The sequence below is a fragment of the Flavobacterium sp. genome, assembly GCF_046155325.1.
Lineage (GTDB): Bacteria > Bacteroidota > Bacteroidia > Flavobacteriales > Flavobacteriaceae > Flavobacterium.
Genome location: NZ_JBJXDQ010000133.1, coordinates 1 through 26,867 on the forward strand (window position 1 = coordinate 1; position 26,867 = coordinate 26,867).

The 26,867-nt window shown below is 29.3% G+C and carries 37 protein-coding genes; 13 read left to right on the top strand and 24 right to left on the bottom strand.

Translation table 11 applies throughout. The features are described from left to right. The 24 genes from ACKVOD_RS09295 to ACKVOD_RS09410 all read right to left on the bottom strand — a co-directional run. The coding region (locus ACKVOD_RS09295) for an RNA ligase family protein (protein ID WP_409209192.1) at positions 1-1,187 on the bottom strand (1,187 nt) is incomplete at its 3' end. A 33-nt stretch (positions 1,188-1,220) separates the two neighbouring features. After that, positions 1,221-1,460 (bottom strand): hypothetical protein, encoded by a 240-nt coding sequence (locus ACKVOD_RS09300; RefSeq protein WP_409209193.1) that lies wholly within the window; start codon positions 1,458-1,460, stop codon positions 1,221-1,223. Between the two features lie 10 nt (positions 1,461-1,470). Beyond that, positions 1,471-1,671: a hypothetical protein gene (locus tag ACKVOD_RS09305; RefSeq protein WP_409209194.1), complete on the bottom strand. Its 201-nt coding sequence runs from the start codon at positions 1,669-1,671 to the stop codon at positions 1,471-1,473. 10 nt (positions 1,672-1,681) lie between these two features. Continuing rightward, entirely contained in the window at positions 1,682-2,389 is a 708-nt protein-coding gene (locus ACKVOD_RS09310) for a hypothetical protein (protein WP_409209195.1), read from the bottom strand. 219 nt (positions 2,390-2,608) lie between these two features. Beyond that, positions 2,609-3,085 (bottom strand): hypothetical protein, encoded by a 477-nt coding sequence (locus ACKVOD_RS09315; protein WP_409209196.1) that lies wholly within the window; start codon positions 3,083-3,085, stop codon positions 2,609-2,611. Positions 3,086-3,262: 177 nt separating this feature from the next. Continuing rightward, complete coding sequence (locus ACKVOD_RS09320) at positions 3,263-3,907, bottom strand: hypothetical protein (protein WP_409209197.1); 645 nt, start codon at positions 3,905-3,907, stop codon at positions 3,263-3,265. A gap of 52 nt (positions 3,908-3,959) precedes the next feature. Then, entirely contained in the window at positions 3,960-4,859 is a 900-nt protein-coding gene (locus tag ACKVOD_RS09325; RefSeq protein WP_409209198.1) for a hypothetical protein, read from the bottom strand. Between the two features lie 21 nt (positions 4,860-4,880). Next, a complete protein-coding gene (locus ACKVOD_RS09330) occupies positions 4,881-5,207 on the bottom strand; it encodes a hypothetical protein (protein ID WP_409209199.1) in 327 nt (108 codons plus the stop codon). Between the two features lie 34 nt (positions 5,208-5,241). Then, the gene (locus ACKVOD_RS09335; RefSeq protein WP_409209200.1) at positions 5,242-5,634 is read right to left on the bottom strand and encodes a gamma-glutamylcyclotransferase family protein; all 393 of its coding nucleotides are present in this window, start codon (positions 5,632-5,634) and stop codon (positions 5,242-5,244) included. A 65-nt stretch (positions 5,635-5,699) separates the two neighbouring features. Continuing rightward, positions 5,700-6,326, bottom strand: coding sequence for a hypothetical protein (locus ACKVOD_RS09340; protein WP_409209201.1), 627 nt, complete (start codon positions 6,324-6,326; stop codon positions 5,700-5,702). A gap of 19 nt (positions 6,327-6,345) precedes the next feature. Further along, positions 6,346-6,570 (bottom strand): hypothetical protein, encoded by a 225-nt coding sequence (locus ACKVOD_RS09345; protein WP_409209202.1) that lies wholly within the window; start codon positions 6,568-6,570, stop codon positions 6,346-6,348. Between the two features lie 30 nt (positions 6,571-6,600). Beyond that, the gene (locus ACKVOD_RS09350) at positions 6,601-7,302 is read right to left on the bottom strand and encodes a gamma-glutamyl-gamma-aminobutyrate hydrolase family protein (protein ID WP_409209203.1); all 702 of its coding nucleotides are present in this window, start codon (positions 7,300-7,302) and stop codon (positions 6,601-6,603) included. A gap of 82 nt (positions 7,303-7,384) precedes the next feature. Then, positions 7,385-8,374, bottom strand: a complete 990-nt coding sequence (locus tag ACKVOD_RS09355) for a hypothetical protein (protein ID WP_409209204.1) — start codon at positions 8,372-8,374, stop codon at positions 7,385-7,387. 146 nt (positions 8,375-8,520) lie between these two features. Then, the gene (locus ACKVOD_RS09360; RefSeq protein ID WP_409209205.1) at positions 8,521-8,772 is read right to left on the bottom strand and encodes a hypothetical protein; all 252 of its coding nucleotides are present in this window, start codon (positions 8,770-8,772) and stop codon (positions 8,521-8,523) included. A gap of 156 nt (positions 8,773-8,928) precedes the next feature. Continuing rightward, positions 8,929-9,738: a hypothetical protein gene (locus tag ACKVOD_RS09365; RefSeq protein ID WP_409209206.1), complete on the bottom strand. Its 810-nt coding sequence runs from the start codon at positions 9,736-9,738 to the stop codon at positions 8,929-8,931. A 20-nt stretch (positions 9,739-9,758) separates the two neighbouring features. Beyond that, positions 9,759-10,793, bottom strand: a complete 1,035-nt coding sequence (locus ACKVOD_RS09370; protein WP_409209207.1) for a RimK family alpha-L-glutamate ligase — start codon at positions 10,791-10,793, stop codon at positions 9,759-9,761. A 76-nt stretch (positions 10,794-10,869) separates the two neighbouring features. Beyond that, a complete protein-coding gene (locus tag ACKVOD_RS09375) occupies positions 10,870-11,763 on the bottom strand; it encodes a hypothetical protein (RefSeq protein WP_409209208.1) in 894 nt (297 codons plus the stop codon). Positions 11,764-11,842: 79 nt separating this feature from the next. Then, positions 11,843-12,184: a hypothetical protein gene (locus ACKVOD_RS09380; protein ID WP_409209209.1), complete on the bottom strand. Its 342-nt coding sequence runs from the start codon at positions 12,182-12,184 to the stop codon at positions 11,843-11,845. Between the two features lie 29 nt (positions 12,185-12,213). Then, positions 12,214-13,035: a hypothetical protein gene (locus tag ACKVOD_RS09385; protein ID WP_409209210.1), complete on the bottom strand. Its 822-nt coding sequence runs from the start codon at positions 13,033-13,035 to the stop codon at positions 12,214-12,216. A gap of 38 nt (positions 13,036-13,073) precedes the next feature. After that, positions 13,074-13,691 (bottom strand): hypothetical protein, encoded by a 618-nt coding sequence (locus ACKVOD_RS09390; RefSeq protein WP_409209211.1) that lies wholly within the window; start codon positions 13,689-13,691, stop codon positions 13,074-13,076. A 38-nt stretch (positions 13,692-13,729) separates the two neighbouring features. Next, on the bottom strand, positions 13,730-15,394 hold the full coding sequence (locus ACKVOD_RS09395) for a hypothetical protein (RefSeq protein WP_409209212.1): 1,665 nt from the start codon (positions 15,392-15,394) through the stop codon (positions 13,730-13,732). A 36-nt stretch (positions 15,395-15,430) separates the two neighbouring features. Next, complete coding sequence (locus ACKVOD_RS09400; RefSeq protein WP_409209213.1) at positions 15,431-16,273, bottom strand: hypothetical protein; 843 nt, start codon at positions 16,271-16,273, stop codon at positions 15,431-15,433. A gap of 116 nt (positions 16,274-16,389) precedes the next feature. After that, entirely contained in the window at positions 16,390-16,719 is a 330-nt protein-coding gene (locus ACKVOD_RS09405) for a hypothetical protein (protein WP_409209214.1), read from the bottom strand. Between the two features lie 425 nt (positions 16,720-17,144). Further along, complete coding sequence (locus ACKVOD_RS09410; RefSeq protein WP_409209215.1) at positions 17,145-17,909, bottom strand: hypothetical protein; 765 nt, start codon at positions 17,907-17,909, stop codon at positions 17,145-17,147. A 524-nt stretch (positions 17,910-18,433) separates the two neighbouring features. Here ACKVOD_RS09410 and ACKVOD_RS09415 point away from each other — a divergent pair. From ACKVOD_RS09415 to ACKVOD_RS09475, 13 genes are all read left to right on the top strand, one after another. Then, on the top strand, positions 18,434-19,357 hold the full coding sequence (locus ACKVOD_RS09415) for a sigma-70 family RNA polymerase sigma factor (RefSeq protein WP_409209216.1): 924 nt from the start codon (positions 18,434-18,436) through the stop codon (positions 19,355-19,357). A gap of 29 nt (positions 19,358-19,386) precedes the next feature. Further along, entirely contained in the window at positions 19,387-19,668 is a 282-nt protein-coding gene (locus ACKVOD_RS09420; protein ID WP_409209217.1) for a hypothetical protein, read from the top strand. 17 nt (positions 19,669-19,685) lie between these two features. After that, the gene (locus tag ACKVOD_RS09425; protein WP_409209218.1) at positions 19,686-20,132 is read left to right on the top strand and encodes a hypothetical protein; all 447 of its coding nucleotides are present in this window, start codon (positions 19,686-19,688) and stop codon (positions 20,130-20,132) included. Positions 20,133-20,163: 31 nt separating this feature from the next. Then, complete coding sequence (locus ACKVOD_RS09430; RefSeq protein WP_409209219.1) at positions 20,164-21,252, top strand: hypothetical protein; 1,089 nt, start codon at positions 20,164-20,166, stop codon at positions 21,250-21,252. An 8-nt stretch (positions 21,253-21,260) separates the two neighbouring features. Next, positions 21,261-21,653, top strand: a complete 393-nt coding sequence (locus ACKVOD_RS09435; protein WP_409209220.1) for a hypothetical protein — start codon at positions 21,261-21,263, stop codon at positions 21,651-21,653. After that, the gene (locus ACKVOD_RS09440) at positions 21,646-22,119 is read left to right on the top strand and encodes a hypothetical protein (protein ID WP_409209221.1); all 474 of its coding nucleotides are present in this window, start codon (positions 21,646-21,648) and stop codon (positions 22,117-22,119) included. Before ACKVOD_RS09435 ends, ACKVOD_RS09440 begins: the two co-directional genes overlap by 8 nt. 3 nt (positions 22,120-22,122) lie before the next feature. Then, complete coding sequence (locus tag ACKVOD_RS09445; RefSeq protein WP_409209222.1) at positions 22,123-22,305, top strand: hypothetical protein; 183 nt, start codon at positions 22,123-22,125, stop codon at positions 22,303-22,305. 131 nt (positions 22,306-22,436) lie between these two features. Next, positions 22,437-22,856 (top strand): dUTP diphosphatase, encoded by a 420-nt coding sequence (dut, locus tag ACKVOD_RS09450; protein WP_409209223.1) that lies wholly within the window; start codon positions 22,437-22,439, stop codon positions 22,854-22,856. A 123-nt stretch (positions 22,857-22,979) separates the two neighbouring features. Further along, on the top strand, positions 22,980-23,954 hold the full coding sequence (locus tag ACKVOD_RS09455) for a ribonucleotide-diphosphate reductase subunit beta (RefSeq protein ID WP_409209224.1): 975 nt from the start codon (positions 22,980-22,982) through the stop codon (positions 23,952-23,954). Between the two features lie 53 nt (positions 23,955-24,007). Beyond that, positions 24,008-25,660, top strand: a complete 1,653-nt coding sequence (locus ACKVOD_RS09460; protein ID WP_409209225.1) for a ribonucleoside-diphosphate reductase subunit alpha — start codon at positions 24,008-24,010, stop codon at positions 25,658-25,660. Positions 25,661-25,757: 97 nt separating this feature from the next. After that, a complete protein-coding gene (locus ACKVOD_RS09465) occupies positions 25,758-26,090 on the top strand; it encodes a hypothetical protein (protein ID WP_409209226.1) in 333 nt (110 codons plus the stop codon). 18 nt (positions 26,091-26,108) lie between these two features. Continuing rightward, a complete protein-coding gene (locus ACKVOD_RS09470; RefSeq protein WP_409209227.1) occupies positions 26,109-26,546 on the top strand; it encodes a PAS domain S-box protein in 438 nt (145 codons plus the stop codon). Between the two features lie 28 nt (positions 26,547-26,574). Then, the coding region (locus ACKVOD_RS09475) for a hypothetical protein (RefSeq protein WP_409209228.1) at positions 26,575-26,867 on the top strand (293 nt) is incomplete at its 3' end.

The window sequence follows — 26,867 nt, forward strand, 5'->3', positions numbered from 1 at the left end:
CCTTCCGCAAAAACATCATTTTTACACATATAACATTTTTTCTCGGTGTATTCTTTGATTAATTCGTTGAGAAAATTTTCATGCCAGTGATTTTCAATATCTAGTTCCGGGTATTTATTTTTAGCCCGGCCATAATAAAATATGGGAACTGTATTTAATTGATATTTTTCACAATACCTTTGAATTTGTGGCGTAGTTAATTCAATTACATGATTTAATGAATCGGTGAACGTGATTCGATACACGAAAAACTCACATGTATTTTCCCTACATCCATAGTCATATAAATTTTGGATATATTTTCCCGACGGGAGTTGCCCGCAAATTTCCCCATAAATCGAGTAGCCGGGGCGAATTTTATCTTTTATTCTTTCATTAATTGTCTCCCAAACATCGTGATCATAATATGAATCATGTTTTTTATCAGTAAAATCATTTTTTATTACTTTTCTTGAACTGTAAACATAATCATGTTTTGTATCAATGATTTCCAAACCTAATTTTTTAAGAATCCGCGCGGCTAAACTTAATTTTTTCTTAACTAAAATATTAGAAAACACGGCAGAAGTTCCATGTAATTTGTATCCAATTGTAATTAAATCATCGGGTTTTAAAACATTTAATTCTTTTTTTAGATGTTTTGTATCAACGTGAAAATGAAATTGGCCCTCAACAATTCGACTTTCGCGGGCGACTTTTTGTTTGGCTAGATTGTGGCCGGAATTTTTTACAGGAACAATGTATTTTTGACAAATTAAAATGTCGTTAAAGGTATCAAAATCAACATCTATTGTATAAAAAACGTCGTCAGCGTCTATTTTAATCTTTTTAGACTCAAGCCACTTAATTAAAATCTCCAATTTAATTATAAATCCCGCCGATGGCTCGCCACGGAGTTTTACTGCGCGGACGCGAGAATTATTGTCAAAGAATCCGCGCACTTCTTTATCTTTATTTAATTCTTTTTTCTGAAACCCATTAATATAAGAAATAAAATCTTTGTTAATTTGACATTCTAACGGAAAATAAACTACTAAATCGTTTTCCTTATATGAAAGATCAGTGATTATATTATTGAACAATACGGTATGAACTAATAATTTGTCTGCATTAGAATGTTTTCTTGGCGGACCAAGTTTAATTATTCTAGCCAAGTAATTTGAACCTGTATTTTTAACAGTAAACATATTTTTTTATTTAATTAAGCGTGAATCAAACATTTACAATCCCAATTTACTATATGGCAACTTTGATTCTCCCAATCTAATTGCAACTTTAATAAAATCAAAATCTTTTTGTTCCAAAAATATCATTTGAGTAATTCCTTCGTCAACCGAATACATTGTTTGTTTATTGTCAAATAATTTCCACCATCTATTTTTATGTCTAAAAGAATCGTTTGTATTAATATATCTTAACGATAAAAAAGACCAATTTGGATAAAGTTTTGAATCTTTCAATTTTTTATAGTCACGCAGACTCTTTAGAGTATTTGATTTCAAATGTTTTTTTACCGCAATCATTTCTATTAGAACAAACAAAATGAATCCCGGCTATATAATGAAATTTAAGCCAAATGGTTTCCCCTGAAACTAATTCAGTGGGCAGAAAAGCAAATTTCCAAAAGCCATGAATTTTTCTAAATTGATTTTTTTGTCCTAAAATTTTCATATTAATTTGTTTAAATTTTAATGTCTTTATTGACTAATAAATTTCTTTTCCATAAATCGTTTACGGAACCAAAACTAATATCCATACTGATACTATTTTTTAGTCTTTGGTTGTATGTTTTAAGAGAAATTGCCTGATCTTTAACTCCATTATTAGAATAAGTAATAGTATGATTAAAGTTATAATAACCAGTAGTATCTTTTGTATAAGTCAGAAGATTATGAGAATGTTGTAGCAATAAAAATCTATCGTTTAAATCCGAATTTTTGAATTTATTCGATAATTGAAAATAAATATCCGGGACGTGATTAATTCCTGACTCCCACAATGCTCTAATTAATTGCAAGGTTGAATTTAAATGTAATTTTCTTGTAAAATCTGAAAATTTGACAGTAAAATTAGCAGTGCCGGGGCTATTTTTATTATCGAAATCTAAATAACATGGGAACCCTAGTTCGTTTAATTCTTTAATCCATTTAATTATCTTGGTTTTAGAATATGGTAATTTACTTAAATTAAACCAAGTTTCTAATTTTTCCCAAGTATTAGGTATTTTTGAATAAGTAACAGCACTGTAACAGGCTTTACCGATACCAAGACCATGATCAATAGCAATATCATTGTTTTTACTTATAACTTTATATTTAACAAAAGTAGTTGTATTTTTACCATTATGGAATTTAGATTTATAGTTTTGACAAAAATCTGTGTAGTTCAAATCAAACATTTTATTTTAAATATTAAAGGTTAGTTTTAATTTTACCGTCTTCGGTTTGTTGTAAATCTAATAATTCTTTTGGCATAATATTTTTCTTAATATTTTACGTTTTGTGGGTTGGTGTATTTTACTATACCACTTTTTTCTACACTGTCAAGTTTTTACTCCCAAAATTTATCTAAAATATCTATATTTTTATGATATATTTTATTAGCTAAATCATATTGTTTTTTCAATCTCAAAATTATTATTAAAATGATTAAAATGAATTAAAATATCAGTCAACAAATTCATTTCTTCCACGTTTGAAACGGTGCAAAAATTTTCATGCCCGCAGCCAGTTACCCCAATATTGAATTTACTTAAAATATTCCAAATTAGCGGGCGGGATTTATCCATTTTATCAAAAATTTCTAAAACAGAAGAATCAATATTGGGAGAAATTCTAATTGTTTGTTTGTGGAGCGGCGGCTCATTCAACATTAAATCATATTGTCTTAAATCCCAATAAGTATGTTCTATTTTTTTAACTCCGGCCAAAAATAATACTCGCGCGATTTTATAACCTAAATTTCTTTTCCATTCGGGGTGCCATTTAGGATTATTTAAATTGAGAGCGGTAAGGGCGGACTTTAAATATGTTTTATGATTAATATAAGCGGATTTACTTATTTTGTGTTTATAGGATTTTTCCATAGATTTTTCGTTTCTATATTATACCACAAGATTTTTCACTGTCAAGCCGTTTCCGAAACTTTTTTCTGTGATTTTTCCCATTTTTTCTCTAATTCTTGATTATATATTTCCATGATATATTTTAATTATTTAAATGCACACAAGTCCGCGCGGACATAATTAAATATTTTTATCACCCTAATGATGATCACCTTTAAATATTTGTTTTTTATTAGAACACTGTATTATTTCTCTAAAGGAAATCGGTTTCTTCCAAACTTCCCATCCGGTATCAATTTGTTTCATTGTTTTATCTTCCGGGCGACTTAATTTGCAGCTTCCGTGGCTATGGGAAACTAAACTAATAAAACCATGTTTAATATCGTTCCAAATATAATAAGGATAATGGTTGCAAACAAACATTGTTTTATTCCAGTTAATTTCAGCATAATCCCCCAAATAAGTTATTTTGTCTAGCCATTCATAACCTATAACTTCATAGCCAAATTTTTCTATACAGTGTTGTAAATATAATTTTTCCCAAGGGTTGTTATGATTCCCCCGGATAAACCATAGTTTAGGATGAATTCTATGAATTAAAGAATAAAACTGCTCAGGAGTAGTATTCAAACAAAAATCTCCTAATACTAATAAAGTATCGGTGGCTAAACAAGTATCATTAATTTGTCTAATAATCCCGGTGGTCATTTCCTCGGCGGAACTATATCCACGAGTTTCCCAAATTTTATTTTCTTTCCATTGGGGATTATGATTTAGATGCGGGCATCCAGTAACAAATAGTTTACTGTTATCTTGATCTGTGAATTTGAGTCTAGTTATCATTTTTCTACTATACCACTTCTTTTTGAACTATTAAGTTTTTTAATTCAAAATTTTACTTATATAAACTTTTTATTCCTAAATCAGTTTCCTTATCCCCTTCCGGCAAAACCTCTCCTTTCATAAAAGCCGGGAATAATTTTTTGCCTTCCAATAATTCTATTTCCTTTAATAATTCCGGGCGGGCGAAATATTTATGTAAAATATAGCTATTATATATGTAGCTATCACAAGAACGAAAAATATAGTGATATAGTCCAGAAATTCCGCTGCTGTGACTTGAACTGCCATGTTCAGATTTTTTCCAGTTTAAGTTAAATCCTTCTATATCTCCGTTCCCGTAGAAAAATTTTGTATATCCATATTTGATAAATAATTGTAGAAAAAAAACTCCTTGAGATAAATATCCTTTGTCTGAACTAAAATCGGTAAAGATTTCATTATTTGTTATAATATTTTTAAAACTATCACGATAGTCATCACCTTTTTTATGTAAACCGTGAATACTTCTGATTATCGTTTGGAATAAAGAAAATAAAGGCAGGCTATATAACCATTCACTTGCCCCGATTACACAAAATATATCTTCAGGGATTGTTTTGTCTTGCTTCCATTTTACTTTATAAAAAACAGTTTTAGTTTTGAATTTTAAATCTTTTTCAACTTGATGGAGACAGTCTAAAATATTCTCGGCGGATTCTTGATAATTTAAATTTTTCTTAGGTAATTTAATTAAAAATCTTGGTTTGTCTTTAGTTACTTTGGTTAAGGCTATATTTTTTACATTTAAAGCAAAAACATCATACAACAAATCACTGCAATAATCCTTGCAGGTCTGAAAAATTTGTAAAACTTTCTTGTTGGAATCTATTAAGGAAAAGTAAATTTTATGAATTTCTTTTATTCCGTAAATGTCAGTAAGTAATTCTTTATTTTGACAAATAGTTGTTTTCATTTTGTTTTAATTTTAAAATTCTTAATTTACCTTAATACTATTTTTCTTAAATTTTGGAATATCTAAAAGAAACATTTTAGTAAAAAAATGATTGGATTGTGTTTTTTTTGTTCTGGAGAGAGTCTCACACATTTTAATTGAGAAAAAAGCATAATAACCTTCATGAAGGAAATATATTCTATTTTCTTTAATTCCATAACTGTGGACAATGAAGGGTCTATTTTCTTTTCTTTGTTTGAGAAATTTTACTGCTTGTCCGGGAGAAAAAGCTATATCTATTAAATCTTGAAGAGTAACATTTTTTTTAAGATAAAATTTATCATTTTCTTTTAAATTTAGAATTGACATATTTTTATTTTATAATTGTTTTATCGACAAAAAATTAACTACACCAGTCCCCGGATTTAATCTCACTGTCTTGACATTGCAATTTATTAATCAATTCTTTTGGATAGAAATAAATTATAGCCTTTTCTTCGCCAATTTCAATATTTTTGGACAAATATCCCGCGCCCTTTTCCATAAAAGAAATTTTTTGAGCAGTCTCCTCATTTACTTCATGCAACTCTACTGTAATTTCTTTGTTATTATTATCCGATTCTACAATACATGGATAATGTCCCAAATCATACATTTTATATCCGGGGATTCTTAATGTTTTAATATATTTTTGAGTCCCCGACCCAAATCTTTCGTAATTATAAGTTTTATCTCTCGATACGTTTTCGTGACCCTTTCTCAAAGTTCCGTAAAACAAATGTTTCTTTGTAGTCATAATTTAATTTTGATTTGTATTGAATTCTGGCTTCGTGGCCTTCATCATTATTGTATCTGAAAATTTCAGACTGTCAAGTCTTTTCTTGACTTAAAACACTCTTGAACTCCAGTAATTTTAAATTTAAATTTAAGACTAAAGTCTTCCAAAGAAATTGAGTCAGGCAGATTGCATCCATATTGAGATATTATAGAATGTCCATAACGATTGTCGTAATATTTTTTATCTTTTAAGGTGTTATTGTGGGATACTTGAAATTGAATAAAATTATCGCTTAAATTATTTTTTTTATTCTTGTAAAAATCCATTAAAATCTCTGGAAATTCTTGGATGTAACGAAAAAGAGTTAGAATTAACAAAATTTTGGCCGGATTGTTTATCAATTTTTGATTTAAGGTTAATCTAAAAAGAATTTTTTTATCTTTCAGAAATCTATATTGCAAATTGTATTTAAATTTTGCAAATAATTTTGTTACAAACTCAATGTAAAAATCTTGTATTTGTTTATCCAAATAAAAACCACTTTCTTTAGCTGGCGGGACACATTTATAAACTATTGATTTCGTTTCTTTAATATCAAATTCAGAGTATGGGGAATGTGGTCTAACAACAGCAGAAAAACAATTAGTATTTAATTCTTTTTTAAGCAAATCTTTTGATCTTACCCAGTATTTTACGTTGGCAGTATACATTTTATGTTATAAAACAAAATTAATTATTTTTAGCTTTAATAGCTACAAGCATTAAATATGATTTCGGGTCTATTTCCAGAAAATTTGTTCTTTTTGTATTTTTATCTAAAACGTATGCTAGGTGATCGGAGTATTTGTGATAGAACTTTTTATTAAGTCTAAAAATAGTGTTTGTCGGTAATCTACCTAAAGCAATACTTTTTATTGTTCCGTTATTAAACACGTTTGGTCTTCCAAATTCCATTGTTTTATATTGTATTTATAATATATTTAATTAATCAGTAAAAAGAGTGTTAATTATTAAATTTTGCATATATTTTACAGTCGGATGATCTAGATCGAAAAATTCTACATGCATCTGAATTGCAAGAGATTTTGAATTATTTTCATCATCATTATAAAACAATACAATTTCAGGCTCTTTATAATCTATATCAAAGTAATAATCTTTATTTTTACCGTTAAGATGGATACCGGATAAATTTTCCGCCCAACCAATTAAATCAAATTCTCTGGCACGATAATTTCTATTAGGGTTTAATAAGAATTGTTGGTGATGCGTGGAGGACGCAAGTAGGGTTTGACCGTCGTAGGTTGAAATATTATGCCAAGATGGATGCGATGAATGTTGAACTAATTTGTATCCATTTGCTACGGTAAGAAATTGTCCGCCGCGACAAACTCCAAGTTTATTTTTATTTGGATGATCTTCAAAAATTTGTAATTCTTTATCATCTCTCCTTTCATTAAAATGAGTATATTGTCCATTTTGTTCTCCGTAAATCTGCGGACTAACATCTTCCCCACCAGTAAAGAAAATTAAATCACATTCATTTATATTTTTTGTTATGGAAAACCCAATAGGAATTAACCAGTTGGCATAATCATTATTGCCACCGACAATAAAAACTTTTCGTTCTTTGTGTTTTTTAACTTCTAAATTTTCTAGAGAATTATTTTCTTTTGTATTATCCATATTTTTTAGCGTTTTATTTAATTGTATTGGTTTTGTAGTTAGGTGATTGGTCTAAAAAGAAAGTATGATAAATTTTTAGAAATTAAGCAACTTCTAAATCCAAATTCTTTACTTTAATTCCCCATCCAGATAAAACATCGGAATCATAAGTAATATCTTTATGCATTTCAACTTGCTCTATAATATGTTTAGGCATATCTAGTCCATCGAAAATCGCTTTAGAAATTTCTTTATTGTTTGTATTGATAGCTAAAGCTAAAGTTTCCATATTAAACCTATTGAGTAATACTTGTTCTTGTCCGGCTCTAATATATTTAAACATTTCCACGGAAAGATCATATAGAAATTCAATCATAGATGGATGTCTAAGGAAATATGAGTGTAATACCCGATACTCTACTCCAAAAGGCGGAGTCCGAAGCTCCCCGCTTTTACCATAATATTTTCTACGCAAAATACTATTTTCTACGTCATTGTCAATTAAATTCATCGTGTTACCAATAAACAAATCCGACAATAGAACAATATCATTACGGGAATTATGGTCAAGTAAAATTTGCCCTTTTCTATTTTTAATTTTGTTAAAATCAGTGCGTCCAAAATGCGCGTGCAAAGCACTTGTTCTAGTATTTACTTTTTCAAAAGGCGCAGTCTCACTAATTCCTTTTGTGTGGGCATTATAAGAAACAGAACATCCTGCTTCTCTAGCTTTGGGATTATTTAATGATTCATCATCGAATTCATGCGCGGCATCCGCGATAAAAGAATATCTATCTCCATATTTTTCAGAAAGACATTCCGCCATTTTAGTTAAAGTAAATCTAAAATTTTCAACTAAATCTTTTTTGGTCGTGGCGTATTTTACATTCCCTTCAAATAAGACATTATCACAGAAAAATTTAGTATGATCGTCTATGACAAATGGATCATATTTATCTTTATTGTCAAATAGATCAAGACTCGAAACAAATTTTTGAGTTTCATTATCTTTTATGAATAGTTCAAAATCAGAACCAATGGTTAATTCCCAATTTTTGCTATCTTTTTTACCATTTTTTTGCTTTGTGTTCATATTATTTTTATTTTTTTACTGACTATTATTATTTGCTGTTCTACTAGATTATTTCAGTGTTGGTGTTGAAGTTGCGTTATCTTACAGTTTTGAGTCTAACTCAAAATTCTAAACTGTCAAATGCTTTTTCAAAAAAAATAAAGAGGTTAAATTTGGTGCAAATTTTCATATTTAAAATATAAAACAAATTTATCTAACCCTATACTAGAATAAGTTATACCAAATGCCTTATCCCTTGACATTGAAAATATATTGCCAACTTTAATTCTCCATTCGCCAAGGTATCTAAATCTTTGCCCCTTTTGAATTTCATTATATTTACAAACACTATATGCGGGATTTAATACGTTAAAAAATTGATAATCTGCCACGGCAATTACTTTGTTTTCATCAACCATATTTAAATTTTTCTAGTTGAATTTATAACCAACTGATTATTGTTATTAACAAATGATAAATATTCAGATAAATATTTAACTCTGATTTTTTCCTCTTTCTTAAAGAGGAGTTTTTTTAATTTTGCAATAAAAGAAAATTTCATATTGTGTTATAAATTAATAATAATTTCTATCGTCGGAGGGCCAAATATCTTCCCTTGCTAACTCTTGAAAACTTCTAATTCTTCTTTCTTCATATCTTTCTGATTCCAGCAATCCCAAAAGTTTTAATTCTTCCTGTTCCTCCATTTTTTCTATTTTTGTTAAATCTTCTATTTCTAGATCAATGGAATTATCTTGTTCTAAACTATATTGTTCTTCATTCGAGTCACTTTTAATTTGACTTTTCGGAGTGAAAAAATAAGTTTGTTTAACACCGGCGCATTTATAATTTGAATTAGAATACCAATTATGCCCATCGTCCTCAAGATTTCCCAAATACATATTATAAATGAATGTAGGTTTTTGTTTTTGGTAAAAAAATACCAATTTACCACTTTTACCAATAAATTTTGACAGTAAAGTTGAAACGGACGGCTTTATAAATAAATTTTCATCAATTCGGGCTATCGGCCTCAATACTTGTTCTACAAATAATTGTATTTCTGATTTTGTTTTATGGTTAGTAAATTTTTCAATATTAGGAATAAGTCCCTCAATAAACACATATAAATTAGGACTTAAAATAAAAGGTTTTACCTTGTCCTTACCAAAAGTCTCTTTATCATTAAAAAAGATAATACTTGGAGTTTTGACATTCTCAGAATAAAATTTATAAAAATTATCAAAATTTGTTCCGGGTTTTCTTGTTTGAAACTTATAGTTTTCATCTAAGAATAAGATTCCAACATTTTCATTTCTGTTAAAGCAATTGATTAGATTTCTTTTTGAAACTTGTTTACCAGAGGAAGATATTAAACAGGACATAGTTTTATTTCAAAATGATTTTAATCTTCCCAAAAGTGACTAATTTCTGGATTGTTAATTTCTAAGATTTTAATTAGATTGTTTCGTCCAGCAACTTTACCATAAACCTTTAACGTATTATCAACTGATCTAAACTCTATCTCTGTAATTCCGTTTAACTTATATATTTCATCTTTTAGTTTATTTTTGCATAATTGATTGGAGGGAGCAATAATGGGCGTGACTTCTATTTTTGGAGAAGCGGTAATTGCTGCCGGAATAGGATTTTCATTTATCTCCAAAAATTTATTAATAATCTTTTTGACTGATTCAAAAGTGGTTGTTCCAGCATCAAAAGCAAATGAACAATTTGCCTCGAATACTACGGCGAGATTTTGGGACTCATTATATCCAATATCAATAGCAGTAATTTGTAAATTTAAGGCGGCGGCAGCAGCAATTGATTGTTGTTTTACAATTTCTGGTAATACCACGTTTTGACGTGCAAAAATATACCCTCCTGCGAAATTTCTAACAAATGTATTATGTTCGCCATCGAAATCTTCTTTTTTCTTTTTCTCAGAAAAATCAAAAATCTCTCCATTCGCAACAAATACACGAAATTCTTTTTTACGTTTAAAATATCTGACAAACATTTTTGTATCAGGCGCAGCTACATTTAGTTCTTCTAAATTTTTACAGATAACAATTCCATCACCCTGCGATCCACATAGAATCTTTCTACAAACGATTACATCGCCATTTTGAATCCATTGGCGGGCATCATCAATTTTAGTCGAAAATAAAGGAATATTCACCCCGGCAGCTTTTAGCTTTTCAAATGTTTTTAACTTATTTACAGAAACTTTAATTGCGTCCCAATGATTAATTACTTTAATGTTTCCGACCATTCCCTCCCAATTTGGAGTCTCACTCATTCCCCAATTTAAAATTATTTCATCATTTTGTGGGCGATAATTTCCATCCGGGCGAACTTTTTTCGCATTAAAAGTCTCCGCAAGAAGTTTGCCTGATTCTGATACTAATTCGTATGGATATATTACTAATTTTTTCATATTTTATATATTTAATTACTTTATTTTTATTTAATTATTTTTTTTGTTGTAACAATATTATTTAGATAAATTTCATTTAAGTCGCAAACCCGGTTTGTAAAATTTCTTTACCTTTCCAAAATTGTTCATATCTTTGATCGTCTGTCTTGTCTATCAATTCTTGTGGTATGCAATTTAATTTCCCAATAATACCTTTTTTAAGTAATTTTCTAACGCCCTTGTGATGTAGTTTTTGCAAGCAATGAATTTCGTCCAAAGATAATTCTTGAAATAATTTGTCCGAGCGAAGATAGTATTTTTTTTTTAGATTAAATGGAGTTCCTGACTTGGGAGGTAAACAGTAATTATTATTACTATATTTAGTAATAACAACAGGATTTTTCTGTTTCTTTATTCTTTCTATTTCAGCTTTGAATTGAGTATTACTAAACCAAGTTGTTTTATCATTAACCCATTCACCTAAAATTTCATTCAAAATAGTAAACTCCCCGGAATTATTAAAAAATACCATTTTAGCGGCTTTTATATGAGATTTTAATAAAGCCTTAAAGTAGTCTTTTTCATAGAAAAAGTTGTCTAATGCATAAATGGGAGAAATAATAATCTCATTCATCAAATAACAATCTGATTTGTCAGAGTCTTTAACTACATGATCGGAAACCGTGCCATTTAAACACCATACTGTTTTATTATTGTTTTCATTATTTTCCAATAAAAATGGATGGATATTGTCCGGTATTTTTCCTCCAGCACTACTCTTTCTAAAATGAACAAGAATAGATGATTCATTAGGTATACTTAGATAATATTCATAAAAATCAACAAAACCTATAAAATCTTTTTTTGTAAAAAGTTCATGATTTAACGAATAACTAATCCCTATCCCGTCTTGATTTAAATCAAAAGACGTTTTTAATATTTCTTCGGAAACTTTGGGACTATTTGGTTTAGAAACAATAATTAGACACATAAATTTTATTCTATTTTAGAGAGTTAAGATACTATACCAGAAATCTACGAATTGTCAAGTTCTTTTTTTACTCGGTGGTTTAATCGGTGGAGCAGATAATATATTTTTGAAATGATAAAACTTTTTTATCTTTTTCATCACACCATACTAAATAATTTCCATAGACTCCCGGAGAAAAAATTCTACGATAACACCCGGAAGGACCCTTCTCAAAAAAAAGATTACTATACCTAAAAACTCCAAGAGTAATTATATTGCCGTAATTTGTTACAATCCACAGATTAAAAATTTTCTTAATATCAATTTTTATATTGAAAATAAGCCGATCAACTAAACTAGTTAAATGAACATTTTTGCTTTTTCTTGCATCTAAGAAATGGTCTTCTTTTTCGGAGATAAAATCTTTTATTTGTAAACTCATATTTTATATGATTATAAAAATAATGAAAATTAAAACAAGTCTAAAATATTTACCAAAGTAATATTTACTATACTTTCCAAGTTAGTTAAATGATCTTTGTAGGGGTTTGACATTTCCCTTTGTCTTTTTTCTGTTAAAAGAGAATTTTTTCTAACTAATATTTTATTGGTACAATCTCTGCAATAAGATTTAGGATCGCTTGCGCCGCCCCATATTAAACTATTTAAGTTATACCAAGCCGCGCAGTCCCCGCACTGTTTAATATTTCCAGTAACACTTACGGTATTAGTGTTGGAGGTATTTATAGTAGTTATATTACAATACGGATTACTTGAAAACCAACATTTTAATAATTCTGTTCCGTGGGCTTTATTAAAAACAAAAACTTCTCCAAGATTATTTATTACAGCCGCGCACCCGGAATTACTTTTTGACAAAGCCGCGCTTAAAAGTTTTATAAAATAGTCTTTTTTAAATAAATCTGTATCAAACGATTTAAGTAAATTTGTAAAATTATACCCCTGTGAACATAAAGGATTATTTAAATCCTTTCTGGATAAAAAAGCACCATCGTATCCAACAAAATGATTTTTATCTAGTTTAAATGGTTGTAGGAATTTATTTTCGTTTGGTATTTGCTTGTTTGAAAAAGTAATTAAACAAGAGAATTTTTCTACCTCCAATAAAGAAGCAAACAAATTCTCAAAAGATTTAAATCCTCTTTTTACATAAATTACGCCGCCCATCGCATAACTATATCCAGCCGCGTCTGGATTATTGCTATTAAAACATTTCTCCAATGCGTTTTTAGGAAAGTCCACACCTTCCGGTTTGTGACAAATAATACTCATTTATTTAAAATAATTTAAATACAAATTACTGTTGATAATTAATAATCATAACCTTCACTGAAATAAGAGTAAGTTGTATTTTCTAGGTCTGAAGTTATTTCAATAGGTCGGCTAGGTTTGCAATAAGTTTTAGGAATAAAATAATTATTTTTTTTATGTATAAATCCCATATTTGCTTTGACTATTTTGAATTGTCCGTCAATATTCATATAAATCAATAAGTCTTCGTAGTTGAGAGTAGTCACAAGTAGCTTGAAAAGATTATCACAGTTTTCGATATTGTCAAGCGGCTTTTCATGCAATCTTAAAAGAATTTCCTGTAAATTACTTTTACTATCTTTTTTATTTACATTCTTAAATAATCCTTCATAAACACAACATAACTGATTTGTTATATGAAGAGGTAAAGATACGTCCCTGTCTCCTAGAAAGATTAACGCCGCTGCATTGTTTTCATTTACATAATCTAAAAATTCTTTTAGATATTCCATATCTGTTATTTCAACAAAGCCTATACTATCATATTCAGCAGAATTGAAGTTATTTTCAGGAATAGTATATGAAATATTTACTTTATGTAGAGTAAAATTTATAATTACTATTTCCAATAAATCTTCCAAAAGTAATCGGAAATTAGTTGGTTTTATTATGGTCATTTAATATTTTAAATATTTTATATATAAAAAATTATGACTTAGAAATTAAGTTCTTCTTCTTCTGAAAGGTCTTCATCTTCATTTTCATTTTCAGCCTCGAAAACTTTTGTTAAATCTCTATTTAGAGATAATCTTCTTAAATTTAAATGACCGGCGACTGCCAAGGGTGGCTCCGGCGGAATAACATTACTAATAATAGGCTGCTCAGAAATTTCCGATTTTCCTTCAATTCCATTTTCTTTATTTGATAAAAGAAGTAGAAAATCTTTATCGGTTTCAAAGAATTTAAATAAGAATGGATAATCCTGACGATTTTTAGAAACGAATTCATAGAAATAAATCCAATCTTTCATTTCTTGTAATGAAGCATTTCCTGTGCGGCAAAAACAACAAATTGCATCCACAAAGTCAATATTTTTTAGTAATTCTAATTTATTTTTTGTAGAACGGAAAATTCTAAATTCAATGGTTTTACCATTTGAAGTATTAAAATTGACAGCGGTTCTGTGATCGAATCCTCCATTTTCTAAATTTATAACCGATCTGGCCCCAGCCGTAATTTTTCCATTAACATCAAACATAATCCCCTTTTCTGCCGTAAAATCATTATACATATTAGATTTTCGCCCAGCCATTAATTCAACAAACTTTCTGTTGTATTTTGAATAAATAAATGTTTGTAATTTTGCAATAGGCAATCCAGTAACTATTCTTAAATCTTTTTCTGCCCCGTTTTTATCTGCGACAGAATAAGCATTATGATGAATCATTGAATCTTTTGAAATATGAATATGTAAACCACATCCAACACCCTTACCTTTAGCTTCATCATAGGAATATGGAGTACATTCAATATTATTATCTTTTTCTATTTCAGTGAATAAAGAATCCCATATTTTATAATGGGCAAGTTTATCAGCCGGGGCGCTAACTATTTCAAATCCCTCTACCAAAGTAGAATCTCTTTTTAAGACAGCAAATTCTTTAATAAGAGGATGTACTTTTAAAACAGCGAGTCCGCGCGATTTTTTACATTCATATTCCAATTCGATTCCAAATAAATTAGGTTGAGGTTCTGAATTACCGCAACTATAAATAAAAGACGACGGATTTTTACCGGCGTAAAAAGTAGAAATATTTTTGTCGCAAAATTTTACCTTAGTAGGGTCGGTTGGAGAAAAAATAAATGATAACTTACTTTCCGCTTTTGTATGGTAAGGTAATATATGCCTTTCTACGGCTCTATTTATACAATAATAGCAATGATTTTCTTCCAGTTTTTCTACAAAAAGTTTTTTACAGGAGGAGCAAGTATTCAATTTATCTAAATGATTTTCGTGGACATACTCACTGGTTCCGTTTCTTTGATTAGAAACATAGGTATATCTTGGCTTTTCCAGAACTTCGCCGGAGACACCGCATTTAATACTATATTTTTGCTCTTCTTTTGTTTTTTCGTTTACTTTTAGGATTTTTTTATTAGAAGCGGCGGCGGTTTTTACCCCCTCCCCAATTTCCTGTGAAGGAATATTAAAATCATCCCCCATCTGTTTCAAAGGAACAGACAAATAATTTGCAGATAAATAAGTTTTAGGCATATCAGTTTTTCTCTTTTTTGTGACTTTTGTAACAGTATATTCTTTAGTTTTCAAGGGTTTTTTTAACGTAATTTTTACTTCTGTTTGGTTTTCTGTTTCTTTCATAAGGTTTTAATTTAAGAGTTAGTTTTTTATTTTTAATTAACTGATGTCAGTAGCATTTAATGTCTGCAAATAATCATCTACTTCGCGTAATTCTTCGTCTGAAATATCAAACAAGTTTGTGTCATTTTTATTTTTCTCAGGAATTATTGTTTCTTTTAGAAGAGATTTTTTAGTTTTATCTTCTAAAAATAAAGTAGAATTATGGGGTTGTTGCGTTGGCCTGCCATAATAACCAAAATCAGATTCATATCTAAGAAAATGGTTCCCGGCTGCTCTAGGGTCATTTCGAGCTTTTAATACTTTATACGAATTATTCGAGGCCCAAATTGTTTCTTCTTCATCGGCCCATTCCCCTAAACCTTGATTAAAAATAGTTATTTCCCCGTCGGAATCCAGTAGGGCAAATTTATTCCCGTTACCTATAACAGATTCAATTAACCATTTAAATCCGGTGTTTTTCCACCATTTTACCCCGTTTGTATCTATAGTTAGAGGTTTTAATCTATCTTCACAAAAATTAAAAGTGTCGGACATTTTTGGATTGGTGTTGTATCCGTGAAGCACCCCGTTGTGAAAAAGTACCAACGCAGGAAACGAATTATTTTTTTCGTCTGTTTTTTCAGATAAAATAAAAGGATGGCAATTATCTTTATCTGTTTCCCCGTGTGTTTTCCATCGGTGATGGATAATATGAGGCATTCCAATATATTTTTTATAAACTTCATAGAATTCTTCAAATTTGAAAAATCCTTTTTCTGTTAAAATTTTTCCATCTTTAGCTCCGGCAATACCAGAACCATGAGGATTTCCTCGAAAAGAAGTTTCTAAATGATCTTTAGATATTTCTTTTCCTGCGAACGAACACATAATTAAACACATACACTATTTTCTTTCTATTTTTGGGTTTGATGTTTTATACTATTACAGTATAAGGCAAGTTTTGGACTTGTCAAGTTTTTTTTTGAGAGATTTTCATTTTTGTGAAAATTTTTTGTTCATTTAGCTTTATCTTTGTTTTCCTCTTTTTTTTCTTTCAGTAAAAACATACTAGTAAAAAAATGATTTGATTTTTTAATTTCTAAAATTGAGTCAGAAGAATTTATTTTCAAACACAATCTTTTTTCGTAAATATCAAAATTTAGTGAACCGACAGGAAAATTAAATTTTACTGTATATAAATTATACTCGTGCTGTTCTTCTACTATTTTCCCACCCGTAACAAGAAAAATATTGTATGCTTTTTTATTTGGGGAAAAACCCAATGCAAAATATAAAGATTTTTCATCTAAAATTACAACATTATCATTTAATTTAAATTTCCCCATATTTTTTTTCTTGGCTTTTTATTCTCAATGTTAAATAAAGAGTATATAGTTTCGTAACAGTAAAATTTAATACTTCTCAATAAGTCGAATTTGAGCGTGTAGCCGCGCGGAATCGAAATAATGTCGGACGCGAAGGTGAAGGGATGGGGTCAAAGCGATAATAAAATAACCTTTTGACTTAATACGATCTATAGAAATATAGGCTTTCCGCGTAATCCACGAAAGAAGATTAGAGTAGGTCAAAGACGACCATCGCTCGTGGCGCGGCAAAAATGCGACAATTGGCTCCGTGATTGATATAATTATCATGTTTAATTGTTTTTGAGCATTAAAAGTTCTACTAAAAATAGGCTTTTTCTGCTCAAATTTCACCATGCTTGATAATTTATTCATTATAAGTTGTATTAGTTTACTAAAAATAAAGATTAACTCTCTGCTAAAACTTTATATGTTCCCGGATTTGATAACTTTTCAATTCTCTCATCAATAATCACCAAATAATCTTCAATATTTCTCTTAGCATTTTTTTCGTATTTTTCTATATAAAAACAACTTTTATATAATTTATAATTCACGCTAATTAACAATTTTAAAATTTCTTTTTGACATTGAAAGAATTCAAGTCTGGTTAATATTCCTCTTTCTTTATAGACTTTTTCTTGAAAACTTATAAATTCAAACCAAGTTCCGCCCAAATGATGAAAATAAACGTCTTTTAAAAGACTTAATTTGTAATGATTCGGCGGACTGTTTTCAGTAACAATATCTGAACATGAAGAAATAAAGAATTTTATAATTTCGGCTTCGTTGGATAAGACTCCAAATTTTTCTGTTAAAATTTTATAAACCATATCCGCGCTTTCATTAAAATTCTTCATTTTACCGCCAAATCTCTGTAGAATAATTGACGAAGCTAAATTATTATCAAACGGTAAATGTATTCTTTCACAATGTTCGGATAAATTATTTACGCATTTGTAAATATAGTTTATATTAAAAGCCTCCCGTTTCTCGTGAAAAAATATAAATGATTTCCAAAAATCATCGAATTTTTGTTGAAAGGATTCTGAGGACTCAGCCGGAATAACTCTTTTGGTTAAATTTCTAATTGTAGTTTTAAGAATATCTTTCAAGAAAACTTCTTCTTTAATTTTATCTTCCTGTTGTTCTTTTTCTAGTAAAGTTTGCATATTTTGATTTTTACTTTTTTTAAAACTGTTTTCTCTTTGTTGTTTTTTTTGATTGTAATATTGTTGAATCGTCATAATTTTTCGATTTCCAATAAATCTACCACGCAAAATCTTTTTGTCAATTCTTTTTTCGGAAATTTTTTTTGAAAAGAGTATATAGAATAGTGTAAATAGGTTCGTGCATGGTTCACATGGTTCAGATTGAACTAATAAAAATTGCCCGGAAACCTAGAAATAGTATAAAACAGTGGCAAAAAGCGGATTCAAGATAGGAAAATCTGAATCTTAAATAAAAAACCCTAAGTATCCGCTTTATCTATACTCTATTAAAAACTAATAAGATCATTAAAGTTTTTTCAGGATTCTCACGAATTAGAAATTTTTTACTCTGGTTTTCTCAAAAATGAGAAGATAATTTTTGACAATGAGAAAGTTTGTGTTATGATTGGAATTGTAATAGTCAATTCTCATTAACAAAAATAGTAAAACAAAAATAAAATTAGAAAAAATAATAATAAAAAAAAATGAAAAGTAATTTGTTAACAAACAGCAAACAAAGGACAGCAAAAAAATATAATTATAATGCTCAAGATAATTCTCCAATAATTAAATTTTACCAAAAAATAGCATATTCAACGCCAGTTTTACCTAACGATAAAGAAATAGAGTTATTAAAAAAGGCTAAAAATAAAGATTGCTCGGCGAGTCGGGAGGCGTTAATTAACGCATATTTAAGAACTGTAATTCTTTTGGCTAGAAAGTATTGTTTTGGCAACAATTTATCCCTTGAAGACGGAATTCATTCTGGCATTACAGGGGTAATAAACTCTATTGAATCATTTGATTTGAAAAAATATGAAACGCCGGGCAAAATGTTTAGTTATTATTGTTACCGGGGTATTTTGATGGAGTTGACTAAATTTTACAGAGAAAATATAAGACAATTTTCTATCACCGATGCTATGAATACTCAAATGCAAAAAATAAATAACTTATACAAAAATGGAGAATTTAATGGAATTGATAAAAATGAAAACGATCAATTGGTCGAATTTATTAGTCAAAAACTTGCTATTAAATCTAGCAAGATAAAAGAATTATTAAGTTTATTTTCTTCTCCAATAGAATTAGATTCTAGCCAACCGAATGATGAAACCGACGAAATATCTTCCTATAAGGACTTTTTTGTTAAAACGAATAAGGAAGACGAACCGGATAAAATAATTGATAGAGAAAATAAATATTCCTTTTTATTAAGTTCCGTTCAAAACCTTCCCGACGATGAAAAATCTATAATTAATTCGAGATATGGAATAGATTGCGAGAAGCAAAATATTTCTGAATTATCCAAAAAATATAAAATTAGCGCACTGCTTATGTCTAGAACGATATCTTCGATAGAGAAAAAACTACATAGTTTGATGATTTCAGAAGATTATGGTATATAAGTTTATATAGAAAATAAAAATTTATAAATATGAACGATAATACCAACGCTGCCGACGACATTTTAACACAGGAAAATCAGAAAAAAATAAGGGGTGAACATTATATTTCTTGCATAGATAATGATGCAAGAATAGATTGTATAATTAGATTGTTAAGTGGAATAAAATTTGATGCAATTGAGTCCCTACTCAATGAGTATCCAGAGAATTTGAGAAATACTGTAAATTACTCTATTATGTCTGAGTTTCTAGCATTCCAGAAAAAATTAAACTCCATCTTTACTATCGAAGATATTAAAGTTAAAGAATAAACCTTTATTTATTAAAAATGACCCTACTCGAAATTAAAAATCTTATATTTAAATTTTATACAGAAAATGATACGTTAGTCCTTCCAGAAGGTTTTAACAAGGTTATTTTGATTTCTGAATTCCCAGAAATGGAATTAGCCATTATGAAAGAATGTTTAAAATCTTTTTCTGAACTTGGTTTAGTAAAAATCGTAGATTTTGAAGATGATAAAAAGAAAAAAACTGCGTATGTTTTAGAAAAGCCTCTTCAGAATTATGAACAATCAATTACTATCTCCGGCGAGATAGCCTCATATATATCGCAAATTCTTAATGATATGAAGGACAACGATGACCAGAACGTAGTCAATCCTTTATGTATTACTCAAGAAAATATAGAATCCATGATTATTCTTATTACTCAACTATTAAAAGAATATAAGAAAAATCAAGAAAAGTCCGGCGCAGAATTAGAAGAAGATTAATAGTTTTTTAAATAAAAAGTAAAGGAAAAGTATGGAAAATTTTGCATTAAATTTGGGAATAAACAGAACGTCGCTCGGACAAATTTCTATTTGTTTATTAAAAGAAATATACAAAAGAGAATTGTCTCCTTGTATATTTCCTATTGGGCCAATAGATTTAACTACTCATAAAAAAGATGAGGATTTCAATAACTGGCTAACTAATTGTATTCAAAAATCTTATTCTAACCACAATAGAAATAATATTATTTTCAAAAATTGGCATTTGTCCGGCGGAATAGAAAGTTTTTCCAAAGACCAATGTTTATTTTCTTATTTAGAAACCGACAGAGCAACAGAAACGGAAATCAATGTGATTAAAAATCAAAAAGTTGTATTTGTTTGTAATGAATATTTAAAAAATTTATTAAACGCTCAAGGCGCGGACAATGTAGTTTATTGTCCTCTTGGGTTTGATAGTGAAAGTTTTTATAATATTAAAAAGAAATGTTATAATGATAATAGGATTACCTTTTTAATCGCCGGGAAATACGAGCAACGTAAAGGTCATTCCCGCGTAATTAAAGCATGGTTAAAAAAATATGGTAACAACAGAAACTATATGTTACATCTTTCTATTAACAATGGATTTTTAAGTCCTGAACAAAATAATCAAATTTTAGGTCAAATTTTTGAAGGAAAACAATATTCTAATGTAAATATTTTGCCATTAACTAATACAAATTTGGAATACAACAAAGTATTAAATTCTTGTGATATTGTTATTGATATGAGTCATAATGAAAATTGGAGTTTACCTTCTTTTCAGTGTGTGGGAATAGGAAAATATGCGGTTGTGCATAATGTTTGTGGAATTAAACAATGGGCGACTCCAGAAAATTCTATTTTAGTCGAAACTAACGGGGAAATGATTGATGCCGCCGACGGAATGTTCTTTAATAAAGGCGGGCCGTTTTCACAGGGCCAATATTTTAATTGGAATGAAGATGATTTTATAAATGGCTGTGATAAAGCCGTGGAAAGATTTATTACGAATCCTTTTAACGAAGCAGGAACAGAATTATCAAGAAAATTTACTTATTCAAAATCTTTGGATATTATTTTGGAAAATTTAAAATAATTATTATAATGCCACAATACGAATTTAAAGACTCTAAAAACAAAATAAAAGAATTCTATTTTTCAAGTGAATCCGCGCCGTCAATTGGTTCGGAAGTTGAAATAGAAGGAATTAAATACGTTAGATTACCATCGTTTTTAAATGCCCAAGTTGATTCTATAAAAAATATTGATATTACGTCCGCCAAACAATTTTCTGAAATAACTGGGAAAAAATCCGGGACTTATGGAGATTTATTGGATTTAAGTTCTGAACTTTCTCAGGCCCGCGAGGAAAAATATGGGCGTGATAAAATTGGAGAAAAATTTGACAAAGATAGAAAAGAAAAAATGGACGCTAGAAAAGCAAGAAACCGGGTGAGAAAATTAAAAGAAGCTTCTAAAGTTAGAAAACATGAATAATCGTCTTTCGTGGGAATGTTATGCTCTAGAATTAGCAGAAGTCGCTTCTAAACGCTCAGAAGACCCCTTTTTGCGCGTTGGGGCGGTGGCATTACGTGAAGACAACAGTGTTATTTCTTTAGGTTTTAACGGCGCACCGCCCGGCAAAACAATTGATTGGTCTAATCGTGATGAAAGACGAAAAAGGGTTTGTCACGCAGAATTAGCTTGTTTAAGATATTGTATCCCCGGCGAAGTTAAATTATTGGCAGTAACTTTATGTCCGTGTAGTGAATGTATTAAGCAAATTGCTATGTATAAAATTTCTAAAGTAGTTTTTAGAGATTATTACGACAAAGACGATTTTGCTCCCAAACTAGCCAAGGAATTTGGAATAGATTTGATTCAAATCAATAATTTGACTTCATCGCCTCAAAAAGAAACCTTTGATTCTGCACCTTATTATGAATTTGAAATTATTGATTAATTTATGAAAAAATTTGATAATTTAACCCAAACCCAATTTGATCTTGAATTATTACGTCTAAATCAATTTATTTTTAGAAAAAAAGAAGAAATCAAGATTTTATCCACTGAGAGAATAAAATTATTTAAAGCTGCGCGGAGTCAAAATATTGATTTTAAAGATAAAAACTATGAATTTATTTATTAATTTTATTCAGAATTACATAGAATTAATAAATTTTATTTTGTATATAATCTTTATAGCATTAACTTATAAATTTTTGAATATAAATTCTACAAAATTTTAAAGTTTAATGAAAAAGGACAAAAAGATTAAAAATGAAAATACAATTTAAGAAACTTAATGAAAATGCCATAACTCCGACTAGAGATTATGGTAATGCCGGATATGATTTATACGCCTTAGAAGATGTTATTATTCATCCGGGTGAAAGACATTTAATTAAAACCGGAATAGCTATATCTATACCTATTACTTGGTATGGTCATATTTCTGATAGAAGTGGAATGGCGTATAAAAAGGGCGCGCATTGTTTAGGTAAAATTATTGATCCTGCTTATCGCAAAGAAATAGGAATTGTATTATTAAATACAGATAAAAAAGAAACATTGACTATATGCAAAGGAGATCGTCCGGCTCAAATTTTATTTAAACAGTATGGAGATTTTGACTTTGAAGAAGTGGAAGAATTAGATAATACTGATCGCGGAATTGGGTGGGGTAGTTCAGGCAGCTAAACCTACACTTTTTATAACAAAAAAAATTCTTTTTTTCTTATTGAAAAACTTTATTTTCAAACTTGATTCTTGTCGTGTAAATTCATAACCAGATTGAAAGAAAAAGGTATATAAGAAAATAAGATGAAATTATTTGACGAACAAATCTCCAGAAAACCTGATCTTTATCCTTGGACTCAGCATTTTATAGAAGCAATTCAAAATTCTTTTTGGACGGTAAGAGAATTTAATTTTCAAAGTGACATTCAAGATTTCAAAGTCAAATTAAACAAACAGGAACAAGATATAATTGTCCGCGCGCTTTCTACTATTGGACAACTAGAGATTAGTGTTAAGAAATTTTGGGTTAAGTTGGGAGAAAATCTTCCCCATTCCTCTATTAATGATATGGGATATGTTTTTGGGGCGAATGAAGTAGTCCACGGGGATGCCTATGAAAGATTACTGGAAGTTTTAGGTATAGAAAAAGCTTTTGACGAAATTCTAGAATTAGATATTATTAAAGGACGAGTTAATTACTTACGAAAACATCTTCATAAATTTCATGCGGATAATCGTAAACAATTTATTTATTCAATAATTTTATTTTCTTTGTTTGTTGAAAATATAGCTTTATTTTCTCAATTTTATACAATAAGCTGGTTTGGAAGGTATAAAAATGCCTTAAAAGACACAAATAAACAGGTAGAATATACAAGTAAGGAAGAAAATCTTCATTTCATGGCCGGGGCTAAAATAATAAATGTCTTAAGAAAAGAATATCCAGAACTTTTTGACGAAGAATTAAAAGAAAAAATTCTTTACGAAGCTGAACAAGCTGTTAAATATGAGTGTGAAATTATAGAATGGATAGTCAATGGATATAATCACGAAAAACTAAATACTCCATTATTAATTAATTTTATTAAAGATAGATTAAACACCTCTTTAAAAGAAATAAAATATCCAAAAATTTTTGAAGTTGATAAGGAAATGTTAAAAAATACCGTATGGTTTGATGAAACCATTTTGGGCAATAATCATACTGATTTTTTTCATTCCCGTCCTGTAGAATATTCTAAAAAATCACAAAGTTTTTCGGAAGCAGATTTATTTTAATGATCGCTCTTCCAAGCTATAGTGATCCCAATCTCGACAGATACTAAAAAATTATGCAAAAATATCAATGGTTAAATAAATACTCTCGTATTTTTTTGGAGAGAGATGGCGGGTATTTAGAAGAAGGCGTTTCACCGGAACAGAGAATAAGACAGATTAGTGACACGGCTGAAAAAATCTTAAAAATTAAAGGTTTTGCGGACAAATTTGAAGATTATATGTCTCGTGGTTTTTATTCTTTAGCTACTCCTGTTTGGGTTAATTTTGGGAATGATAGGGGTTTACCAATTTCTTGCAATGGCTCCTTTATAGAAGATCGAATGGATTCTATTTTAGAAAAAGTAGCAGAAGTTGGTATAATGTGTAAATACGGGGCCGGGACTTCTGGTTATTTAGGCAAATTAAGACCGCGTGGTTCAAAAATAAGTAAGGGCGGGGAATCTAGCGGGCCAGTTCATTTTGCTTCTTTATTTGATAATGTTTCCAATGTTGTTTCTCAAGGTTCTGCCCGTCGCGGGCATTTTGCCGGATACTTAGACGTAGATCATCCAGATATTTTAGAGTTCTTACAAATTAAAGACGAAGGGCATCAAATCCAAAATATTAGTATTGGTGTCTGTATAGGTGACGAATGGATGAATTCCATGATTGATGGAGATAAAGACAAAAGAAAAATATGGGGAAAAATCATTCAAAAAAGATTTGAAAGCGGTTATCCTTATTTGTTTTTTAAGGATACCGTGAACAATAACGCCCCGCAGGTTTATATAGACAAAGGTTTAAAAATTTGGGCGAGTCAAATGTGTTCTGAAATTTGTTTACATAGCTCTGAATTAGAATCATTCGTTTGCGATTTATCTTCATATAATTTATTAAAATGGGATGAAATTATAGAGACAGATGCAATAGAAACTTTAATTTATTTTCTTGACGCTGTAATGTCTGAGTATGTTACTAAAACTGAAAATATTAAATTTATGGAAGCCGCCAATAGATTTGCTAAAAATCAAAGAGCATTAGGGGCCGGAGTCTTAGGTTGGCACTCATTATTACAATCTAAAATGATTGCCTTTGAATCTATGGAAGCTAAATATCTAAATTCTTCTATTTGGAAAACTATAAAAGAAAGATCAGACAAGGCTAACCAAGAATTAGCTAAATTATTTGGAGAGCCAGAACTATTAAAGGGGTATGGGCTTCGTAATGTTACAACCCTAGCAGTTGCTCCGACGACTTCATCTAGTTTTATATTAGGCCAAGTGTCTCCGAGCATTGAACCTGAAAATGGTAATTATTATGTAAAAAAATTAGCTAAAGGTAATTTTACATATAAAAATCCATATTTAAAGGAATTATTAAAAGAAAAAGATAAAAACGATGACGAAACGTGGAAATCAATTTTGGTTCACGGCGGATCAGTTCAACATTTAGAATTTTTATCACAAGAAGAAAAAGACGTTTTTAAGACGTTTGGGGAGATTAGTCAAAAAGAAATAGTAATTCAGGCCGCGCAAAGACAAAAATATATTGATCAGTCTCAAAGTCTTAATCTAATGATTCCACCAAACACTAAACCTAAAGAGGTTAGCGATTTATTGATTTTCGGATGGCAACAAGGTATAAAAACTTTTTATTACCAAAGATCAGCAAACCCAGCTCAAGAACTGGCAAGATCAATCTTAAACTGCAAAAGCTGTGAGTCGTAATGTTGACTTTTACGAAAATTTAATAGGTCAAAAATGATTAAAATAGTGTAAATTATAGACAATCTTCTTAAAAATCTATTAAAATCTCTATTTATCAATGGAAAAGCAATACAATTCCCACTATAAAAAACTTGAAATACCAACATTTATTTCTTCTGTTCCTGATTATATGATTAGTAAACTTACAGAAAGCGAGGCTTTTATGGTAAAAAGTATTTCTATGATTGAACAACAGTCAAAGTGGTTAATTGAAAATATTTTAGAACAAAATAGGATTGCGATAGAAATTGATGAAAGAATTTCCAAAATAGAAGAATTTAAGAACAATCTTTTGTCAAAATGGTCGGTTTTTGCCGGAATAGCAATTTTAATTGTCCCCGCAATTTTTAGTGAAACTGTTAAAAGCATAATTTCACATATTTGGAAATAATCAAATAACACACAAAAAATGAGTATAGAAACGCCAATCGCAGAAATGCTCGCCGAGAGGTTTTTAGAAGAGCGAGAAATAATGAAGTTTAAGAAATTGGTGGACGCTTCTTTTTTTGAAATGTGTATTTCTAATAGGATTGGAGAATTAATTTATGGAAATAAAAAATATTTAGATTTTATAGGCGTGGACTCGTTAGAAGAAGTAATTGGAAACAAGTGGGTTAAAATTATTTCAGATAACGATAGAAACAGGGTCGTGAGCGGATTTTCCAAATATATTCAAGAAAGAGAGCCTAATTTTTATGAATTAGTAGAATATGAAAATTTAAAAACTAAAAAAATAACTGTTAAAAAAGTTGTTTGCTCCCTTATTGATAACAATGGTTACGGAATTACGTTAGTAGATCAAGATTATATTTTGCCACCCGAATTCATTCAGGCAAAATATCCATAATTTTCTCTAAAAAAGTATATAAAATTGAATGGAATATTTTTTCATTCTTTTTTCAATACTTTTAATAAGCATTATAGTTTCTTTGTATAGAAAATTATTACGGATTAAACAATCTTATGATATTATTCGTGGGGAAATAGCAAATAAAATTTCGGAATTTTCAATTTTAGCCGAAAAATGTAAACAAGAGTCCCAAAAATTCCAAGAAGTGTCCGCCCGGAATATTAATTTAACCGGACAATATCAAGAATTATTAAGAGTTTCACGAAACCAAAATTCTAGTATTGATGGTTTAAATTTGAAAATAAATGATTTGCTGGC

What these genes read in the sequence shown, in the direction of transcription:
- ACKVOD_RS09305 (WP_409209194.1), bottom strand. Translation starts at nt 1,671, where the DNA reads ATGAAAATTTTAGGACAAAAAAATCAATTTAGAAAAATTCATGGCTTT.
- ACKVOD_RS09315 (WP_409209196.1), bottom strand. Translation starts at nt 3,085, where the DNA reads ATGGAAAAATCCTATAAACACAAAATAAGTAAATCCGCTTATATTAAT.
- ACKVOD_RS09320 (WP_409209197.1), bottom strand. Translation starts at nt 3,907, where the DNA reads ATGATAACTAGACTCAAATTCACAGATCAAGATAACAGTAAACTATTT.
- ACKVOD_RS09325 (WP_409209198.1), bottom strand. Translation starts at nt 4,859, where the DNA reads ATGAAAACAACTATTTGTCAAAATAAAGAATTACTTACTGACATTTAC.
- ACKVOD_RS09330 (WP_409209199.1), bottom strand. Translation starts at nt 5,207, where the DNA reads ATGTCAATTCTAAATTTAAAAGAAAATGATAAATTTTATCTTAAAAAA.
- ACKVOD_RS09335 (WP_409209200.1), bottom strand. Translation starts at nt 5,634, where the DNA reads ATGACTACAAAGAAACATTTGTTTTACGGAACTTTGAGAAAGGGTCAC.
- ACKVOD_RS09340 (WP_409209201.1), bottom strand. Translation starts at nt 6,326, where the DNA reads ATGTATACTGCCAACGTAAAATACTGGGTAAGATCAAAAGATTTGCTT.
- ACKVOD_RS09345 (WP_409209202.1), bottom strand. Translation starts at nt 6,570, where the DNA reads ATGGAATTTGGAAGACCAAACGTGTTTAATAACGGAACAATAAAAAGT.
- ACKVOD_RS09350 (WP_409209203.1), bottom strand. Translation starts at nt 7,302, where the DNA reads ATGGATAATACAAAAGAAAATAATTCTCTAGAAAATTTAGAAGTTAAA.
- ACKVOD_RS09355 (WP_409209204.1), bottom strand. Translation starts at nt 8,374, where the DNA reads ATGAACACAAAGCAAAAAAATGGTAAAAAAGATAGCAAAAATTGGGAA.
- ACKVOD_RS09360 (WP_409209205.1), bottom strand. Translation starts at nt 8,772, where the DNA reads ATGGTTGATGAAAACAAAGTAATTGCCGTGGCAGATTATCAATTTTTT.
- ACKVOD_RS09365 (WP_409209206.1), bottom strand. Translation starts at nt 9,738, where the DNA reads ATGTCCTGTTTAATATCTTCCTCTGGTAAACAAGTTTCAAAAAGAAAT.
- ACKVOD_RS09370 (WP_409209207.1), bottom strand. Translation starts at nt 10,793, where the DNA reads ATGAAAAAATTAGTAATATATCCATACGAATTAGTATCAGAATCAGGC.
- ACKVOD_RS09375 (WP_409209208.1), bottom strand. Translation starts at nt 11,763, where the DNA reads ATGTGTCTAATTATTGTTTCTAAACCAAATAGTCCCAAAGTTTCCGAA.
- ACKVOD_RS09380 (WP_409209209.1), bottom strand. Translation starts at nt 12,184, where the DNA reads ATGAGTTTACAAATAAAAGATTTTATCTCCGAAAAAGAAGACCATTTC.
- ACKVOD_RS09385 (WP_409209210.1), bottom strand. Translation starts at nt 13,035, where the DNA reads ATGAGTATTATTTGTCACAAACCGGAAGGTGTGGACTTTCCTAAAAAC.
- ACKVOD_RS09390 (WP_409209211.1), bottom strand. Translation starts at nt 13,691, where the DNA reads ATGACCATAATAAAACCAACTAATTTCCGATTACTTTTGGAAGATTTA.
- ACKVOD_RS09395 (WP_409209212.1), bottom strand. Translation starts at nt 15,394, where the DNA reads ATGAAAGAAACAGAAAACCAAACAGAAGTAAAAATTACGTTAAAAAAA.
- ACKVOD_RS09400 (WP_409209213.1), bottom strand. Translation starts at nt 16,273, where the DNA reads ATGTGTTTAATTATGTGTTCGTTCGCAGGAAAAGAAATATCTAAAGAT.
- ACKVOD_RS09405 (WP_409209214.1), bottom strand. Translation starts at nt 16,719, where the DNA reads ATGGGGAAATTTAAATTAAATGATAATGTTGTAATTTTAGATGAAAAA.
- ACKVOD_RS09410 (WP_409209215.1), bottom strand. Translation starts at nt 17,909, where the DNA reads ATGCAAACTTTACTAGAAAAAGAACAACAGGAAGATAAAATTAAAGAA.
- ACKVOD_RS09415 (WP_409209216.1), top strand. Translation starts at nt 18,434, where the DNA reads ATGAAAAGTAATTTGTTAACAAACAGCAAACAAAGGACAGCAAAAAAA.
- ACKVOD_RS09420 (WP_409209217.1), top strand. Translation starts at nt 19,387, where the DNA reads ATGAACGATAATACCAACGCTGCCGACGACATTTTAACACAGGAAAAT.
- ACKVOD_RS09425 (WP_409209218.1), top strand. Translation starts at nt 19,686, where the DNA reads ATGACCCTACTCGAAATTAAAAATCTTATATTTAAATTTTATACAGAA.
- ACKVOD_RS09430 (WP_409209219.1), top strand. Translation starts at nt 20,164, where the DNA reads ATGGAAAATTTTGCATTAAATTTGGGAATAAACAGAACGTCGCTCGGA.
- ACKVOD_RS09435 (WP_409209220.1), top strand. Translation starts at nt 21,261, where the DNA reads ATGCCACAATACGAATTTAAAGACTCTAAAAACAAAATAAAAGAATTC.
- ACKVOD_RS09440 (WP_409209221.1), top strand. Translation starts at nt 21,646, where the DNA reads ATGAATAATCGTCTTTCGTGGGAATGTTATGCTCTAGAATTAGCAGAA.
- ACKVOD_RS09445 (WP_409209222.1), top strand. Translation starts at nt 22,123, where the DNA reads ATGAAAAAATTTGATAATTTAACCCAAACCCAATTTGATCTTGAATTA.
- dut (WP_409209223.1), top strand. Translation starts at nt 22,437, where the DNA reads ATGAAAATACAATTTAAGAAACTTAATGAAAATGCCATAACTCCGACT.
- ACKVOD_RS09455 (WP_409209224.1), top strand. Translation starts at nt 22,980, where the DNA reads ATGAAATTATTTGACGAACAAATCTCCAGAAAACCTGATCTTTATCCT.
- ACKVOD_RS09460 (WP_409209225.1), top strand. Translation starts at nt 24,008, where the DNA reads ATGCAAAAATATCAATGGTTAAATAAATACTCTCGTATTTTTTTGGAG.
- ACKVOD_RS09465 (WP_409209226.1), top strand. Translation starts at nt 25,758, where the DNA reads ATGGAAAAGCAATACAATTCCCACTATAAAAAACTTGAAATACCAACA.
- ACKVOD_RS09470 (WP_409209227.1), top strand. Translation starts at nt 26,109, where the DNA reads ATGAGTATAGAAACGCCAATCGCAGAAATGCTCGCCGAGAGGTTTTTA.